The sequence below is a fragment of the Achromobacter mucicolens genome (assembly GCF_029866465.1).
Lineage (GTDB): Bacteria > Pseudomonadota > Gammaproteobacteria > Burkholderiales > Burkholderiaceae_B > Achromobacter > Achromobacter mucicolens.
Map to the genome: position 1 here is coordinate 5,317,174 of NZ_CP123364.1, position 15,484 is coordinate 5,332,657.

The 15,484-nt window shown below is 64.7% G+C and carries 12 protein-coding genes; 4 read left to right on the top strand and 8 right to left on the bottom strand.

What is annotated here, in order from left to right; translation table 11 throughout:
* Positions 1-56 precede the first annotated feature (56 nt).
* On the bottom strand, positions 57-1,073 hold the full coding sequence (locus tag QEP15_RS24205; RefSeq protein WP_280148203.1) for an amino acid ABC transporter substrate-binding protein: 1,017 nt from the start codon (positions 1,071-1,073) through the stop codon (positions 57-59).
* Positions 1,074-1,245: 172 nt separating this feature from the next.
* Positions 1,246-2,487 (bottom strand): aminotransferase-like domain-containing protein, encoded by a 1,242-nt coding sequence (locus QEP15_RS24210; RefSeq protein WP_152382879.1) that lies wholly within the window; start codon positions 2,485-2,487, stop codon positions 1,246-1,248.
* A gap of 211 nt (positions 2,488-2,698) precedes the next feature.
* Here QEP15_RS24210 and QEP15_RS24215 point away from each other — a divergent pair, with 211 nt between their 5' ends.
* Positions 2,699-3,418: a YggS family pyridoxal phosphate-dependent enzyme gene (locus tag QEP15_RS24215; protein WP_056319653.1), complete on the top strand. Its 720-nt coding sequence runs from the start codon at positions 2,699-2,701 to the stop codon at positions 3,416-3,418.
* 155 nt (positions 3,419-3,573) lie between these two features.
* Positions 3,574-4,542, top strand: a complete 969-nt coding sequence (locus tag QEP15_RS24220) for a Bug family tripartite tricarboxylate transporter substrate binding protein (RefSeq protein ID WP_056319648.1) — start codon at positions 3,574-3,576, stop codon at positions 4,540-4,542.
* 175 nt (positions 4,543-4,717) lie between these two features.
* Here QEP15_RS24220 and QEP15_RS24225 read toward each other — a convergent pair whose 3' ends face one another.
* The 4 genes from QEP15_RS24225 to QEP15_RS24240 all read right to left on the bottom strand — a co-directional run bounded on the left by QEP15_RS24225 (position 4,718) and on the right by QEP15_RS24240 (position 10,449).
* Positions 4,718-5,113: an Hsp20/alpha crystallin family protein gene (locus QEP15_RS24225; RefSeq protein ID WP_056319645.1), complete on the bottom strand. Its 396-nt coding sequence runs from the start codon at positions 5,111-5,113 to the stop codon at positions 4,718-4,720.
* 32 nt (positions 5,114-5,145) lie between these two features.
* The gene (locus QEP15_RS24230; protein ID WP_175156588.1) at positions 5,146-5,589 is read right to left on the bottom strand and encodes an Hsp20/alpha crystallin family protein; all 444 of its coding nucleotides are present in this window, start codon (positions 5,587-5,589) and stop codon (positions 5,146-5,148) included.
* Positions 5,590-5,820: 231 nt separating this feature from the next.
* Positions 5,821-9,780: a DUF3683 domain-containing protein gene (locus tag QEP15_RS24235; protein WP_175156589.1), complete on the bottom strand. Its 3,960-nt coding sequence runs from the start codon at positions 9,778-9,780 to the stop codon at positions 5,821-5,823.
* Between the two features lie 132 nt (positions 9,781-9,912).
* Positions 9,913-10,449 carry a YqaA family protein gene (locus tag QEP15_RS24240; protein ID WP_056319771.1) on the bottom strand — a complete coding sequence of 179 codons (537 nt, stop codon included), beginning with the start codon at positions 10,447-10,449 and terminating at the stop codon, positions 9,913-9,915.
* 95 nt (positions 10,450-10,544) lie between these two features.
* Between QEP15_RS24240 and ilvA the strand changes: the two genes are divergently transcribed.
* Complete coding sequence (gene ilvA / locus QEP15_RS24245; RefSeq protein ID WP_056319636.1) at positions 10,545-12,053, top strand: threonine ammonia-lyase, biosynthetic; 1,509 nt, start codon at positions 10,545-10,547, stop codon at positions 12,051-12,053.
* 161 nt (positions 12,054-12,214) lie between these two features.
* Here the strand turns inward: ilvA and QEP15_RS24250 are convergent, their stop codons facing one another.
* Both QEP15_RS24250 and QEP15_RS24255 read right to left on the bottom strand, forming a co-directional pair.
* Positions 12,215-13,327, bottom strand: coding sequence for a porin (locus tag QEP15_RS24250; protein WP_062838947.1), 1,113 nt, complete (start codon positions 13,325-13,327; stop codon positions 12,215-12,217).
* A gap of 464 nt (positions 13,328-13,791) precedes the next feature.
* On the bottom strand, positions 13,792-14,172 hold the full coding sequence (locus QEP15_RS24255) for a DUF4148 domain-containing protein (RefSeq protein WP_175156590.1): 381 nt from the start codon (positions 14,170-14,172) through the stop codon (positions 13,792-13,794).
* Between the two features lie 385 nt (positions 14,173-14,557).
* Between QEP15_RS24255 and QEP15_RS24260 the strand changes: the two genes are divergently transcribed.
* The gene (locus QEP15_RS24260; protein WP_056319627.1) at positions 14,558-15,448 is read left to right on the top strand and encodes a LysR family transcriptional regulator; all 891 of its coding nucleotides are present in this window, start codon (positions 14,558-14,560) and stop codon (positions 15,446-15,448) included.
* Positions 15,449-15,484 lie beyond the last annotated feature (36 nt).

Here is a 15,484-nt window from a genome sequence, read left to right on the forward strand (position 1 = left end):
TCAGCCGGTGTCAGACACACAAGGTGCCTGACACGCGGAGACTTAGACACACGGGATCAACGGATGGGCAACGCGTACATCAACCCGCCCTGCGTCCACTGCGCATTCAAGCCGCGCTTGATCTTGAGCGGGCTGCCCTCGCCCACGTTGCGCTCGAAGCTCTCGCCGTAGTTGCCCACCTGCTTGACGATGTTGTAGGCCCACTTCTCGTCCAGCCCCAGATTCGCGCCGCTACCGGGCGTCACGCCCAGGATGCGCTTGATGTTGGGATTGGCGCTCTTGGCCTGTTCGTCCACGTTCTTGGACGTGACGCCGTATTCCTCGGCTTCGATCATGGCCGACAACGACCAGCGCACGATATTCAGCCACGCGTCGTCGCCCTGCCGCACGAACGGGCCCAGCGGCTCCTTGGAGATGATCTCGGGCAGCACGACGTAGTCGTCGGGATTCTGCAACTTGGAGATGCGGATCGAGGCCAGGCCCGAGGCGTCGGTCGAGAACACGTCGCAACGGCCCGAGGCAAACGCGTTGACGACCTCGTTGAAGGTCTCGATGACGACGGGCTTGTAGGTCACGTTGTTGGCGCGCGCCCAGTCGGCCAGGGTGTTCTCGTTGGACGTGCCGGTCTGCAGGCAGACCGTGGCGCCGTTGATTTCCTTGGCGCTTTTCACGCCCAGCGATTTGGGCACCAGAAAGCCCTGCCCGTCGTAGAAATTGATGCCGGCATGGATGATGCCCAGCGCCGTGTCGCGTTGCTGCGTCACCGTGGTGTTGCGCGTCAGCACATCGACTTCGCCGGATTGCAGCGCGGTGAAGCGCTGCTGCGAATTGAGCGGCACCACCTTGATCTTGTTCGCATCGCCGAACACCGCGGCGGCGATGGCGCGGCACAGGTCCACGTCCAGGCCCTGCCATTTGCCTTGCGCGTCGGGCGCGGAAAAGCCCGCAAAGCCCGTGGTCGTGCCGCATGCGACGGCGCCGCGCTGTTTCACGATGTCCAGTGTTGCGGCCTGCGCGCCCTGCGCGGCTGCCATCAGAAGCGCCGCGCCCACCAACCCTTTTACAATGTTCATGACAAGAATTCCTTTCTGCTACCGGGCGCGAAAGCGCGCCAAGGCAAGCAGCTTATAGACATGAAGCGCCCCCGCCAAATAACGGACGCTTATTTAGGTATGCCGCCGGCGCGTGCCGGCGGACCTGCGCAGAAAGGATAGCAACGCGGGGTGGGCGTGACGCTGCGCGCCGTCAAGCCGCCAGCGAAATCGACACCGGCTCGTTGGCCTGGCACGCGTCGAGCGCGCGGCCCAGGCGGACCATGCCCTGTGCGATCTGGGTTTCATTCATGGTGGCGAACGACATGCGCATGGCGAACAGATCCGCCTGCGCCGCGTCGGCGTAGAACGCCTTGCCCGGCACGTAGACGACTTCGTGCTCGATGGCGTAGGGCAACAGGCGGGTCGCATCCACATCGCCAGTCAGGCGCGCCCAGAAGAACATGCCGCCCTCGGGCTTGCTGAAAGTGATGCGGCCATCCAGTTCGCGCGCCAATGCGTCGGCCATGGCGGTGCAGCGCAAGCCGTAGGCGGCGCGGATGCGCGGCACGTGTTCGTCATAGCGGCCGTTGGCCAGATACTGGGCGACGACCTCCTGGATCCAGGCCGAGGACGCCATGTCGTCGGCCGCCTTCGCGGCGACGCAGCGGCGGCGGATTTCGGGCGGCGCGACCAGCCAGCCGATGCGCAGCGCGGGCGCCATGGTCTTGGACATGCTGGCCAGGTACACCGCCCAATGGCGGGCCTCGCCCTCGGCCAGCGCCGCGATGGGCGGCACGGCCTGCCCGGCAAAGCGCAGTTCGCTGTAAGGGTCGTCTTCGACGATCAGGAAACGGTGCTTGACCGCCAGCTCCAGCAACCGCAGGCGGCGCGCGCGCGAAATGGTGGCGCCGCAGGGGTTCGAAAACGAGGCAACCACGCAGACCATCTTGGGCTTCACGCGCGCGGCCAATTCGTCCAGCGCGTCCACATCGATGCCATCCGGGCCAGAAGGCACGGTGTGGACCGTCGCCCCCGTGTAGCGCAAGGCCTGCACGGAGTTCGGGAAGGCCGGCGATTCGATGATGGCGTGGTCGCCAGGCTGCAGCATCACGCGGGTCAGGAGCGCCAGCGCCTGCTGCGAGCCGCCCGTCACGACCAGTTCCGTATCGGCATTGCAATGCAGGCCACGCGCCGCGGACAGGCGCGCCAGCTCATGCCGCAGGCTGGCCTGGCCGTCGATGTTGGAATACTGCAGGCAGGCGCCCAGCCGGGCCATGACCTGCGTGGACGCGATCGACAAGCCGTCGACGTCGAACAATTCCTGCGCCGGATATCCGCCAGCCAGCGAAATGGTGCCCGGACGCATGGCGTAGGGCATGAGCGATCGGATGGGCGAGGCGGGAGGGTTCAGGAACGGCGTGGCAAAGACGTATTCGGGCGCTGCACTGGACATGGCGGAATGGCTGAGTAGGAGGGGGATCGTGTCGCCCGAATGGGCGGCGCCGGACGGCATAGAACTTTGAAATATAAACAAATCTCCGCAAATTCTAAGCCTGCCCCTCTGACAGGGTCAACGCCAGCCTTGCCCGGTTATTAGTCCGCGCGCCGACAAGCGCCAAAACACGTCCTACACTATGGGACATCCCGTTTTCCCAGAGAGCTGCATGACCGCCGACGACACCATGGCCGGGCGCCTCGCCCGGATCCAGCAACGCATCCGAGAGGCCTGCGAACGGGCGGGCCGTCCTCCTGGCAGCGTGACCCTGCTGCCCGTCAGCAAAACCTTTGGCGAGGACGCCATCCGCGAAGCGATGGCGCTGGGCCTGACCCGCTTTGGCGAGAACAAGACCCAGGAGATCCGCCAGAAGGCCGAGGCGCTGGCAGGTTTGGGGCTGCAATGGGTGCTGATCGGGCACCTGCAGACCAACAAGGCCAAGGACGCCGCGCGCGATGCGTCGGAAGTCCAATCCCTGGACCGCGTGGAACTGGCCGACGCCCTGCACCGCCGCCTGCAGAATGCGGGCCGCACGCTGGACGTGCTGGTGCAGGTCAAGACCTCGTCCGAACCCAGCAAGTACGGGATGGCGCTCGAAGAGGTCGGCCCGTTCCTGCGCCGCATCGCCGCCGACTATCCCACGCTGCGCGTGCAGGGGCTGATGACATTGGCGGTCAACTCCCCCAATGCCGATGAAGTCCGTGCCTGCTTTCGCGCGCTGCGCGAGCTGCGCGATGGGCTGGCAAAAGAGAACATTCCCGGCGTTTCGCTGGACCGTCTGTCGATGGGCATGAGCGGCGACTTCGAACTGGCCATCGAGGAGGGCTCGACCGAGGTCCGCATCGGCTCGGCCATCTTCGGCGCGCGAAGTTATCCGGATCCGCAATAAGACGGAGATGCGGGAGTTTGAGGGGGCCCAATGCACGGGCCCCTTTTTGCGCAGGCGCAAGGCATAATAGCCACGCAAAAAATATGCGGCGTAAGTTGACGTCGATCAACGACGCAAGCGCCGCGCTCACGATATCCCGCACGAGGAGACACTTCATGCACAAGCACGCAAAGCGCCTGCTGGCGCTTGCCGCCCTGTCGCTGGCCGCCACCGCGGCATCCGCCCAATCCTGGCCCACGCAACCGGTCCGCTGGATCGTTCCCTACCCCGCCGGCGGCGGTACCGACGTGGTGGCCCGCACCGTGGCCAGCAGCCTGGAAAAGACGCTGGGCCAGACCATCGTTGTCGAGAACCGTCCGGGCGCCGGCACCATCATCGGCGCCACGGCCATCGCCCAGGCCGAACCCAACGGCTACCTGGTGGGCACGGCGGACTCCGGCACGCTGGCCTTCAATTCGTCGCTCTACGCCAAGCTGTCCTACGACCCCGCCAAGTTCACCTACATCGGCGGCATCGCCAAGTTCCCGCTGCTGCTGGCCGTAAACGTCAATTCGCCGTACAAGACGGTCGAAGACGTACTCGCTGCCGCCAAGAAGGAACCGGGCAAGCTGACCTCTGCATCCGCCGGCGCGGGCTCGCCGCATCACCTGGCGCTGGAACTCTTCAAGCAACGCACGGGCGTCAACGTGCTGCACGTTCCGTACAAGGGCGCGGCGCCCGCCATCCAGGACCTGCTGGGCGGCCAGGTCGACATGATGTTCATCGATCTGGGATCGGGCCTGCCCAACGTCAAGGCCGGCAAGCTGCGCGTGCTGGCCGCCGCCACGCCCGAGCGCGTGACGGTGCTGCCGGACGTCCCGACGATGGCCGAACAGGGCGTGGCCAACTTCACGGCCTACGCCTGGCAAGGCCTGGTCGGCCCGGCCGGCCTGCCGGAAGCCGTCGTCAAGAAGCTGTCGACCGACCTGGACGCCACGCTCAAGTCGCCCGCGGTCTCGCAGAAGATGCTGGACATGGGCGTCATCCCCATGCCGATGTCGGCGCAGGACTTCAAGACGTATGCCGATCAGGAGCGCAGCGCCTGGGCCGACGTCATCAAGAAGGCGAACATCAAGCTGGAGTGATCGCTCCGGCGCCATCCGGCAAGGCAAAAAGCCGCGGTCAGTCGACCGCGGCTTTTTCATGGGCCTGCTTGGAATGGTGTCAGACACCCGGCGCAGACAGTCCCCATTTGCCGTGGAGACTCGTCGGGCGCCCGACACCCGTGGGCCGGCGCCAAATGGCGTCCCGACGCCCGAATCACCCCGCCACGACAGGAATCTGCCGCGGCTGCGCCTCACGCACGCGCGGAATGCGCAGCGTCAGAAGGCCCTGCTTCAGGCTCGCGCTGATCTGCGCGCGGTCGAACTCCTGCCCCAGCCGGAACGCCCGGCGAAAGAGCGGCGCGCGCATTTCACCCAGCACCAGCCGCAGGTCGCTCGGCGTCTCGACCGAGGCCTCGCCCTCGATCTGCAGCACGTCGGCCTCGACGTTGATGCGCAGCCTTTCCTTGGACACGCCCGGCAGGTCCGCAAGCAGCGTAATGCCTTCCTTGTCCTCGTAGATGTCCACGGCCGGCACGGTCACCCCGCGTCCGTCGCGCTTTTCGGAGACGGCCGCTTCGGCGGGCACGGTCAGGTCTTTGCGTTCATTCATGATCGTTACTCCTATGCGGTTGCGTTGGCGGGTCACTGCACGGTCACGGTGCGCGGCTTGGCCGATTCCTTACGCTTGATCGAAATGGCCAGGCAGCCGTCCGTGTAACGCGCCTGCACATTGTCCGGATCGGCGTCGGCAGGCAGCTCGATAACGCGCGTGTAACGGCCCTGCGTACGCTCGCGCGCGTAGTAGCGGGCGCCTTCGGGCAGGTCCTGCGGCTTGCGCTCGCCGCTGATGGTCAACAGGCTTTTTTCGATCGACACGTTCAAGCCATCCGGATCCACACCGGGAATGAACGCAACGACTTCGATCGAATCGCCGGACACCCCGACGTTGACGGGCGGAAAGTACCCCTGGGGCGTGGCGCGCAAGGCGGCAGGCACCCCAGCGCCGCGCAGCACGCGGCCCATGTGTTCCTGAATGGCGTCAAAGGCCGACGCGAAGCCGCTGTCGTTGAACGGAAAGTTGCTCATGAAGGTCTCCTCGGATCAAAAAAGGGACCGATGCAGACGCGCCACAATCGCCACCACCGCGACCGCACGTCTGATCGCTTCAGTGCCAAGTATGGGAGCGGTTTTTGGAGTTTCAAGGGGGGAAAAAAGGGCTGGTGCCACCGCCTTCATTGCCCGGTTTCCCGCATTGCGCGACGCAAAAAAAAACCGCGGCCATCGCTGGCCGCGGTTCTCGATTGCGCAGGGCGAGGATTACACCAGGACCCGTTCGATCCCGCCCGCGTTGGCGCGGCGCACGTAGTCTTCCATCCAGCCTTCGCCAAGAATGTGGCGCGCCATCTCGACCACGATGTAGTCGGCTTCCATGCCGGTGTCGCCTTCGTAGCGCGACAGGCCCTGCAGGCACGACGGGCACGAGGTGAGGACCTTCACGTCGCCCGTGAAGCCGTCGTTGCGGATCGCGGCATCGCCCTTCTGCAGCTCTTCCTGCTTGCGAAAGCGCACCTGCGTGGAGATATCGGGTCGGCTGACCGCCAGCGTGCCCGACTCGCCGCAGCAGCGGTCGCTCTTGATCGCGCCATCGCCCACCAGCGCGCGCACGGTCTTCATGGGTTCCTGCAGCTTCATCGGCGTGTGGCAGGGGTCGTGGTACATGTAGCGCACGCCCTTGGCACCTTCCAGCTTGATGCCCTTTTCCAGCAGGTATTCGTGGATGTCGATCAGCCGGCAGCCCGGGAAGATCTTTTCGAATTCATAGCCGGCAAGCTGGTCGTAACAGGTGCCGCAGCTGACCACCACGGTCTTGATGTCCAGGTAGTTCAGCGTGTTGGCGACGCGGTGGAACAGCACCCGGTTGTCGGTGATGATCTGCTCGGCCTTGTCGGTCATGCCGTTGCCGCGCTGGGGATAGCCGCAGCACAGGTAGCCGGGCGGCAGCACGGTCTGCACGCCGGCGTGCCACAGCATCGCCTGCGTGGCCAGGCCCACCTGCGAGAACAGGCGCTCGGAACCGCAGCCCGGGAAGTAGAACACCGCTTCCGTGTCGGCCGTGGTGGCCTTGGGGTCGCGGATGATCGGCACGTAGTTCGCGTCTTCGATGTCGAGCAATTTGCGCGCGGCCTGCTTGGGCAGCCCGCCCGGCATCTTCTTGTTCACGAAGTGCACCACCTGCTCGCGCAGCGGCGGCTTGCCTACCGTGGCGGGCGGCTTGGCCGTCTGCTTCTTGACCAGGCCCGAGAACAGGTCGTGCGCGGCGCGCTGCACCTTGTAGCCCACGCCCACCATCGCCTTGCGGGTGGCGTTGATGGTGGCCGGATCCTTGGCGTTCAGGAAGAACATGGCGCTGGCCGTGCCCGGGTTGAACGACTTGCGGCCCATGCGGCGCAGCACGGCGCGCATGTTCATCGACACGTCGCCGAAGTCGATGTCGACCGGACAGGGGTTGTAGCACTTGTGGCAGACGGTGCAGTGGTCGGCAACGTCTTCGAACTCTTCCCAGTGCTTCAGGCTGACGCCGCGGCGGGTCTGCTCTTCGTACAGGAAGGCTTCGACCAGCAGCGACGTGGCCAGAATCTTGTTGCGGGGCGAGTACAGCAGGTTCGCGCGCGGCACGTGCGTGGCGCACACCGGTTTGCACTTGCCGCAGCGCAGGCAGTCCTTGATCGATTCCGAGATGGCGCCGATGTCGCTCTGCTGCATGATCAGCGACTCGTGGCCCATCAGGTTGAAGCTGGGCGTCCAGGCATGGCGCAGGTCCGCGCCGGGCATGAGCTTGCCGGCGTTGAAGTGGCCATTCGGGTCGACGCGGCGCTTGTAGTCCTGGAACGGGGCCAGCTCGGCTTCGGTCAGGAACTCGTACTTGGTCAGGCCGATGCCGTGTTCGCCGGAGATCACGCCGTCCAGGTCGCGGGCGATCTGCATGATGCGCTCGACGGCCGCGTGGGCCTCGCGCAGCATTTCGTAGTCGTCCGAGTTGACCGGGATGTTGGTGTGCACGTTGCCGTCGCCGGCGTGCATGTGCAGCGCGACGAACACGCGGCTCTTGAGCACCCGGGCGTGAATGGCGACGAGTTCGTCGACGATCTTCTTGTAGGCCGCGCCCGAGAACGCGCGCTGCAGGCCCGCCAGCACCTCGGTCTTCCAGGAGACCCGGATGGTGCGGTCCTGCACCACGTCAAAGACGCGTGCGCCGGGCTGGGCGGCCAGGCGTTGGGTCAACGTGGCGCGCAGTTCGCCAAGGCCCAGTCCGTCCAGTTGCGGCAGCGCCTCGCCCAGCGGCAGGTCCAGGTTGTCCAGCAGCCATTGCCAGCGCTGGCGCGTGGCGGCGATCAGTTCGATGGCCTGGCGCGTGCGCTCGGCCAGCGCTTCGGCGCGGGTGGTTTCGATGTCGGCATCGTCGATCTTGCCCACCGGCAGCGGCGTGCACAGATAGGCGTCAAGTTCCCCCAGCAGCTTGAGCTTGTTGCTCGTGGAGAGCTCGATGTTGATGCGTTCGATGTGGTCCGTGTATTCGCCCATGCGGGGCAGCGGGATCACGACGTCTTCGTTGATCTTGAAGGCGTTGGTGTGACGGGCGATCGCGGCGGTGCGCGAACGGTCCAGCCAGAATTTCTTGCGCGCCTCGGGGCTGACGGCCACAAAGCCTTCGCCGTGGCGCGTGTTGGCCAGGCGCACGACCTCGCTGGCGGCTGCGGCCACCGCGTCGTCGTCATCGCCGACGATGTCGCCGATCAGGACCATCTTGGGCAGCACGCCGCGCTTGCTCTTGGTGGCGTAGCCCACCGCGCGCAGATAGCGTTCGTCCAGGTGCTCCAGGCCGGCCAGGATGGCGCCGCGCGCCTTGCCTTCGCCGTCCAGGTAACCCTTGACCTCGACGATCGACGGGATGGCGTCGCGCGCCTGCCCGAAAAATTCCATGCAGACGGTGCGCGTGTGGCGCGGCATGCGGTGCAGCACCCAGCGCGCCGACGTGATCAGACCGTCGCAGCCTTCTTTCTGGATGCCGGGCAGACCTGCCAGGAACTTGTCGGTGACGTCCTTGCCCAGGCCTTCCTTGCGGAACACGCGGCCCTGGATTTCCAGCGTCTCGGTCTTGAGCAGGCGTTCGCCGGGCTTGCCCTTGCCGTCGAACCACTTGAGTTCGAAGCGGGCCACTTCCACGTCATGGATCTTGCCCATGTTGTGGTCCAGGCGCGTCACTTCCAGCCAGTTGCCGTCCGGATCGACCATGCGCCACCAGGCCAGGTTGTCCAGCGCGGTGCCCCACAGCACGGCCTTCTTGCCGCCGGCGTTCATGGCGATGTTGCCGCCCACGCACGAGGCCTCGGCGGACGTCGGGTCCACGGCGAACACAAAGCCGGCCGCCTCGGCCGCTTCGGACACGCGCTTGGTGACCACGCCGGCGCCGGCATGGATGACCGCGACGGGCTCGGTGAGGCCGGGCAGGATACAGGACTCGACCTTGCCCAGCTTGTCGAATTTCTCGGTGTTGATGACCGCCGACTTCCAGGTCAGCGGAATGGCGCCGCCGGTGTACCCGGTTCCGCCGCCGCGCGGCACGATGGTCAGGCCCAGTTCGATACAGGCGGTGACCAGCGCGGCGATCTCGTCCTCGGTGTCGGGCGTGAGCACGACAAAGGGGTATTCCACGCGCCAGTCGGTCGCATCGGTAACGTGCGACACGCGCGACAGGCCGTCGAACTTGATGTTGTCGCGCGCCGTGATGCGGCCCAGCACCTTCTGGGCCTGCTTGCGCATCATGGCAGTCTGGTCGAACTCGCCTTCGAAGGCGGCAATGGCCGAACGCGCCCGGGCCAGCAGCCCGACCACCTTCTCGTCGCGATGCGGATCGTGGCCGGCTTCGGCGGGCGCGCCCGGTTCGCGGCGCTTGTCGATTTCGCCAAGGCGGTGATGCAAGGCCTCGATGAGCTGCTTGCGGCGCTTGGGATTGTCGAGCAGGTCATCCTGCAGGTAAGGGTTGCGGCGCACGACCCAGATATCGCCCAACACTTCGTAGAGCATCCGGGCGGAACGGCCCGTGCGGCGCTCGCCGCGCAGATCGCTCAACAGGCTCCAGGCATCTTCGCCCAGCAACCGGCCCACGATTTCGCGGTCGGAAAACGACGTGTAGTTGTAGGGGATTTCGCGCAATCGCGCGGGTGCGGCGGGCGGCATCGCCCCGTTCAAGATGTGGCTGGCGAGTGGGGCGTTCATGGCGGCAAGAGGGGGCCCTTAAAAAAGTATTTTATGCCATTGTCCCGACCTGGCCCCGAATAACCCGGGCAAGCCGTGCAAAAGCGCATCGGGGACGACGTGTTTCGTCCCCGTTTAAGTGTGGCGTCAGCGCTAGATTTTGCCCGGGAAGAACCAGAGCAGGCCGGCAGTCATGAACAGATAGCGCATGAATTTGCCGATGGCCATGTAGAAGACGCAGGGCCAGAAGGACAGGCGCAACCAGCCCGCGACGGCGCACAGGGGGTCACCCACCGCGGGCAACCAGGACAAGAGCAGCGCCGGCGGCCCCATCCGATGCAGCCAATCGTGGGCACGCTCGTTCCAGCGTCCGCGCATCCGGCCGCCTTCGGTGGCCTTGGGATGCGGATGGGGATGCTTTTCCTTCCAGCGCTCGACCGCTTTCTCGGCGCCAAGCCCCATCGCGTAGCTGATGGCCCCGCCCACGGTGTTGCCGGCCGTCGCCACCAGGACGGCGGGCCAGAACATGTCCGGCGATAGCTTGATATAGCCGAACACCGCCGGCTCGGAGCCCAGCGGCAGCAGGGTCGCGGACACGAGCGAGACGGTGAAGATGGCCGGCAGGCCCACGGAGGGCAGCGCCAGCACCCCCAAGAGCCAATGAACTGCGGATAAGAGACTTTCTTCCATGGTTGCGGCAGTGTAGCCGCGGGAAACCGGGAAGGCGACAGGCATTCCCTGCAATAATCCTGGCCAGTCCCCACTCTTGCCCTGTCGCGCGGTCCATGTCCACTGATTATCTGAAACGCATCCTGACTTCCAAGGTTTACGACGTTGCGGTCGAATCCCCGCTCGAGGCAGCGCCCCTGCTGTCGCAGCGGATGTCGAACACGATGTTGCTCAAGCGCGAGGATACCCAGGCGGTGTTCAGCTTCAAGCTGCGCGGCGCCTACAACAAGATGGCGAACCTGAGTCCGGCGGCCCGCAACCGCGGCGTCATCGCCGCCTCGGCCGGCAACCACGCGCAGGGCGTCGCGCTGGCGGCCAGCCGCCTGGGCTGCCGCGCCGTGATCGTCATGCCCACGACCAGCCCGCAGGTCAAGATCGATGCCGTGCGCCGCCTGGGCGGCGAGGTCGTGCTGGCCGGCGAAAGCTTTTCGGATGCCTACGCGCACGCGCAGGTGCTGGAAAAGAAAGAGAAGCTGACCTTCGTCCATCCCTTCGACGATCCCGACGTGATCGCCGGCCAGGGCACCGTCGGCATGGAAATCCTGCGCCAGCACCCCGGCCACATCGATGCGATCTTCGTGGCCATCGGCGGCGGCGGCCTCATTGCCGGGGTCGCGGCGTACATCAAGCAGCTGCGTCCCGAAATCAAGATCATCGGCGTGCAGACCGAGGACTCCGACGCCATGCTGCGCAGCGTGCGCGCGGGCCGGCGCGTCCAGCTGAACGACGTCGGCCTGTTCTCGGACGGCACGGCGGTCAAGATGGTGGGCGCCGAGACCTTCAAGCTGGCGCGCAAGTACGTGGACGATTACGTGGTGGTCAACACCGATGCGATCTGCGCGGCCATCAAGGACGTCTTTCAGGACACGCGCAGCGTGCTGGAGCCGGCCGGCGCGATGGCGGTGGCAGGCGCCAAGCAGTACGCGGCCGAGCACAACCTGAAGAACAAGACGCTCGTCGCCATTGCATGCGGCGCGAACATGAACTTCGACCGGCTGCGCTTCGTGGCCGAACGCGCCGAGGTCGGCGAAATGCGCGAGGCCGTCTTCGCGGTCACCATGCCCGAGCAGCGCGGGAGTTTCCGCCGCTTCTGCGAACTGGTGGGCGAACGCAGCGTCACCGAATTCAACTACCGCATCTCGGACGCGGATCGCGCCCACGTGTTCGTCGGCATCCAGGTCTCGTCCGCCGCGGAACCCGACAAGATCGCCGCGAACTTCCGCCGGCACGGATTCGACACGCTGGATCTGACTCACGACGAAATGGCCAAGACCCACCTGCGCCACATGGTGGGCGGCCGCTCGGCGCTGGCGCGAAACGAATTGCTGTACCGGTTTGAATTTCCCGAGCGTCCGGGCGCGCTGATGCGCTTTCTGAATGCGATGAATCCCGACTGGAACATCAGCCTGTTCCATTACCGCAACCAGGGCGCGGACTACGGCCGCATCCTGATCGGCATCCAGGTGCCGCCCGCGGACAAGAAGCTGTTCCGCAACTTCGTGGCGGAATTGGGTTATCCCCACTGGAACGAGACCGACAACCCGGCCTACAAGCTCTTCCTGTAGTTCCGGCGCTGCAATGCGAGAGGGCCTCCTTGCGGAGGCCCTTCCCTTCTGGGCGCAAGTCACGCCCGGCCGAACCCAATGTAGGGGGGGTTCGCTGTCACTCGGCGGTCCACGGAGAATGGCCCGCGCATTCAGCAAGGTCCGGCCGGACGCGCTGTTGCTTAGAAACGGTGACGCAGACCGACGGCAACCGCCGTATCGGTGGCATCGTGCTGGAACGCGTAGTTGTCGCCATAAGAGGCGTACGCGTACAGGTTCGTGCGCTTGGTGAACTCGTAGGTATAGCCAAGGCTGTACACGTTGAACGTTGCGTCGTCACCCGTCAGCTTGTCATTGCTGGCGGTGGCGCGCTGCCACGAGCCGAACACGGCGTGGCGGCCCAGCGGCACGGTGGCGCCGACCATGTACGAGTTGGCGCGAAAGCCGTCGGCCAGCTTGAACGAACCCAGCTTGTTCATGCCGTCGGGCGTGGTGCCCATGTTCTGGCCGATGAACCAGCCGTCGCGGGTCTGGCCAAAGGCGGCGGCCAGCTTCACGACTTCAAAGTCGTACGAACCGCCGACGATGTATTCCTGAATGCGCGCCGCATCCTTGCCGCCGACGCGGTCGTTGGACGGGTTGAAGCGATCGTAGGCGGCGGCCAGGTTCAGCGGGCCGTTGACGTACTGCACGCCGGCGGTGATCACGCGGTTGTTGTTGCCCGTCGCAAAGCCCTTCTGCGTCGAGTCGGTAACGGTGTCGTCCGCACTGAACGCATAACCCAGGCCGACCTTCAGGCCGCCCAGGCTGGGGGTCTGATACAGGACCATGTTGTCCAGGCGCATCGTGTTGGCGCTGCCGAACGTGGTGCCCATGTTGGCGTTGTTGTAGCTGATCGAGAACGGGTCGATCGAGCCGAAGTACTTCGAGGCCAGGTTGGTCTGACGGCCGAATTCCAGACGGCCCCACGAATCGCTGTCCAGGCCGACGGTGGCCTGACGGCCGAACAGGCGGTTGCTCTGCAGCGAGTTGCCGTTCAGGGGACCGAAGCCGCCTTCCAGCGTGAACACCGCGCGCAGGCCGTCGCCCAGGTCTTCCGTGCCGCGCAGACCGAAGCGCGAACCGCTGCTCACGCCCTGCACCGCACCGATGCGGCTCTGCGAGTCGCCCTTGAACTTCACTTTTTCGTAGCCAAGGCCAGCGTCGATCAAACCGTACAGCGTCACGGAATCGGCGGCCTGCGCGGCGCCGGCAAAGCCGGTCAGCAACGCGACGGCCAAAAACGTCTTCTTCATTTGAAACCCCAAAATGGCGAGATGAAAGGCGCACTGCTTGGCGCCGCAAGACCGCGGAACCTCGCATGCCGCTGCGTCCAATCGCGCGGCTGATGCACTGGAGGTAGTGTCCGGCTTGTAGCAGTTCGTAGTAACCCGGATTTCGACGAACTACTTTCCATGGTTGGGATAATGACGCGCCCCTGAAGGCGCGCGGCGTCACTTGGCGCCTGCTAACACCTTGATCTCAAATATGAATCATTGCTCGCATCGCGCTTTCACATCACCGGATCGGCCATGCGGCGCGCGTCCTGGCGGGAAACAGATGTAGCGGGAGCGGAACAGTTTTTGCAGCGTAAATGCCACACGGATTCAGCCGCCGCACAAAACGCAGGACGCAAAAAAAGCAGGACGCAAAAAAACCCCTCGGCGTCACAAGGGGTTCTTTCGGTGACCTTCCGGGCGGCTGGATAGCCGGTTTTGAATCAGCGGCCCTTGGGCGGGTAATCCAGTTCGCCGAACGTGTATTCGCCGCGCGCCTTGGCATCGGCCAGTTCCTGGCGAACTTCCGCACGGGTCTTGCCGGCGGTCTGCGAGACGGCCTTGGGCGGATAGTCGAGTTCAGCGCTCGTCACCTGGCCTGCGGCCTTGGCGCTTTGCAGTTCCTGCTGAACCTGATCGCGCGACAGGCTGGTGGTCTGGGGGGCAGCGGGCGGATAGTCCAGTTCGCCGAACGTGACGGTGCCTGCGGCCTTGGCGGCTTGTAGTTCCTGCTGGACTTGTTCACGCGTCTTGCCATCGGCGTGAGCGGCGGACATGCCAACCAGAGTAGCGGTAACCATGAGTGCGGTTGCTAGGGCTTTCATTGCGATGACTCCATCCTAAACGTTGCACATCGTCTTGCGCCAGGCTGGCGGGCTCGATATGACAATTTGATTGCTGGGACGAAGTATCTGGCGATTGGCGCTTAGTAAAAACCCTTAATTTGGGGAACATATTTGCACGGATGGGACAATTGCTTGCCGGATCCGCGTCATGGCTCTATGTGGAACGGGCCCGCAATGGTTGCGCAGGATGATGCCAAACCTCGAATTTGTTCAGTTTCCCGCAAGGTGGGTATCGCAATATGAAGCCCCCACGCGATGGAATTGTTGTTCAAAGTGGAGAAATAGACATTTCTACTGGCGGGACAATAATTCCATTTATCATACGAATCTGCCAGAAATGGAAACTTGAGTCTCGAGGACATTCATGGACATTCAGCTTAACGACATCGCGCTATTCGTCGAGGTCGCCAAGCGCAAGAACTTCAGCCACGCCGCCGAAGCCTTGAATATCCCGACCTCCACGCTCTCGCGCCGGGTCAGCGAACTGGAACGCAGCGTGGGCATGCGGCTGCTCAACCGCAGCACCCGCAAGATCGATCTGACCGAAGCCGGCGCCATCTACTTCGAACGTTGCCGCCATATCGTCGAAGAGGCGCGCATCGCGCACGACCAACTGCTGGACATGGCCGTGCAGCCCAAGGGCCGTCTGCGGATCTCGCTGCCGACCAGCCTGGCGCAATTGTTCCTGCCCGCCGTGATCCGCGAATTTCGCGAACAGCATCCGGATATCGAATGCGACTTCGATCTGAGCATGCGCCCGATCGATCCCATCAGTAATCCCTTCGACCTGATCCTGCGTTTCGGGCAGCAGCCCGATTCCAGCCTCATCTCGCGCAAGATCGTGCTGATGGCGCACCAGCTCTATGCGTCGCCCGAGTATCTGGCCCGCCACGGCGAACCGCGGGTACCGGCGGACCTGACCCACCACGAATGCCTGCGCCCCACCATGCGCGAGGAATCGTCCTTCTGGATGCTCCATTCGGGCGACAAGGTCGAGCGCGTGCAGGTGTCTGGCCGCCTGTCGGCCAATAACGTGGGGATGCTGGGACGATTGGCCGGTCAGGGGTTGGGCATCACCCCGCTGCTGGTGTTCGACGCGATGGAGCGCGCCATCAAGCAAACGGGGTTGGTGCGCGTGCTGCCGGAGTGGAGCCTGACGCCCCTGCCCTTGTTTGCGCTGCTGCCCTCGCGCATGCTGCCGGCCAAGACCAAGGCTTTTCTGGATTTCATCCAGCCCCGCTTGTCTGACGCCTGAGGAAGGTGCGCAGGGCGGCCTCCTGCGAAGGAGGCG

Coding starts and splice junctions, on each gene's coding strand:
- QEP15_RS24240 (WP_056319771.1), bottom strand. CDS start 10,449: ATGGAAGAAAGTCTCTTATCCGCAGTTCATTGGCTCTTGGGGGTGCTG.
- QEP15_RS24220 (WP_056319648.1), top strand. CDS start 3,574: ATGCACAAGCACGCAAAGCGCCTGCTGGCGCTTGCCGCCCTGTCGCTG.
- QEP15_RS24210 (WP_152382879.1), bottom strand. CDS start 2,487: ATGTCCAGTGCAGCGCCCGAATACGTCTTTGCCACGCCGTTCCTGAAC.
- QEP15_RS24230 (WP_175156588.1), bottom strand. CDS start 5,589: ATGAGCAACTTTCCGTTCAACGACAGCGGCTTCGCGTCGGCCTTTGAC.
- ilvA (WP_056319636.1), top strand. CDS start 10,545: ATGTCCACTGATTATCTGAAACGCATCCTGACTTCCAAGGTTTACGAC.
- QEP15_RS24260 (WP_056319627.1), top strand. CDS start 14,558: ATGGACATTCAGCTTAACGACATCGCGCTATTCGTCGAGGTCGCCAAG.
- QEP15_RS24225 (WP_056319645.1), bottom strand. CDS start 5,113: ATGAATGAACGCAAAGACCTGACCGTGCCCGCCGAAGCGGCCGTCTCC.
- QEP15_RS24235 (WP_175156589.1), bottom strand. CDS start 9,780: ATGAACGCCCCACTCGCCAGCCACATCTTGAACGGGGCGATGCCGCCC.
- QEP15_RS24215 (WP_056319653.1), top strand. CDS start 2,699: ATGACCGCCGACGACACCATGGCCGGGCGCCTCGCCCGGATCCAGCAA.
- QEP15_RS24250 (WP_062838947.1), bottom strand. CDS start 13,327: ATGAAGAAGACGTTTTTGGCCGTCGCGTTGCTGACCGGCTTTGCCGGC.
- QEP15_RS24255 (WP_175156590.1), bottom strand. CDS start 14,172: ATGAAAGCCCTAGCAACCGCACTCATGGTTACCGCTACTCTGGTTGGC.
- QEP15_RS24205 (WP_280148203.1), bottom strand. CDS start 1,073: ATGAACATTGTAAAAGGGTTGGTGGGCGCGGCGCTTCTGATGGCAGCC.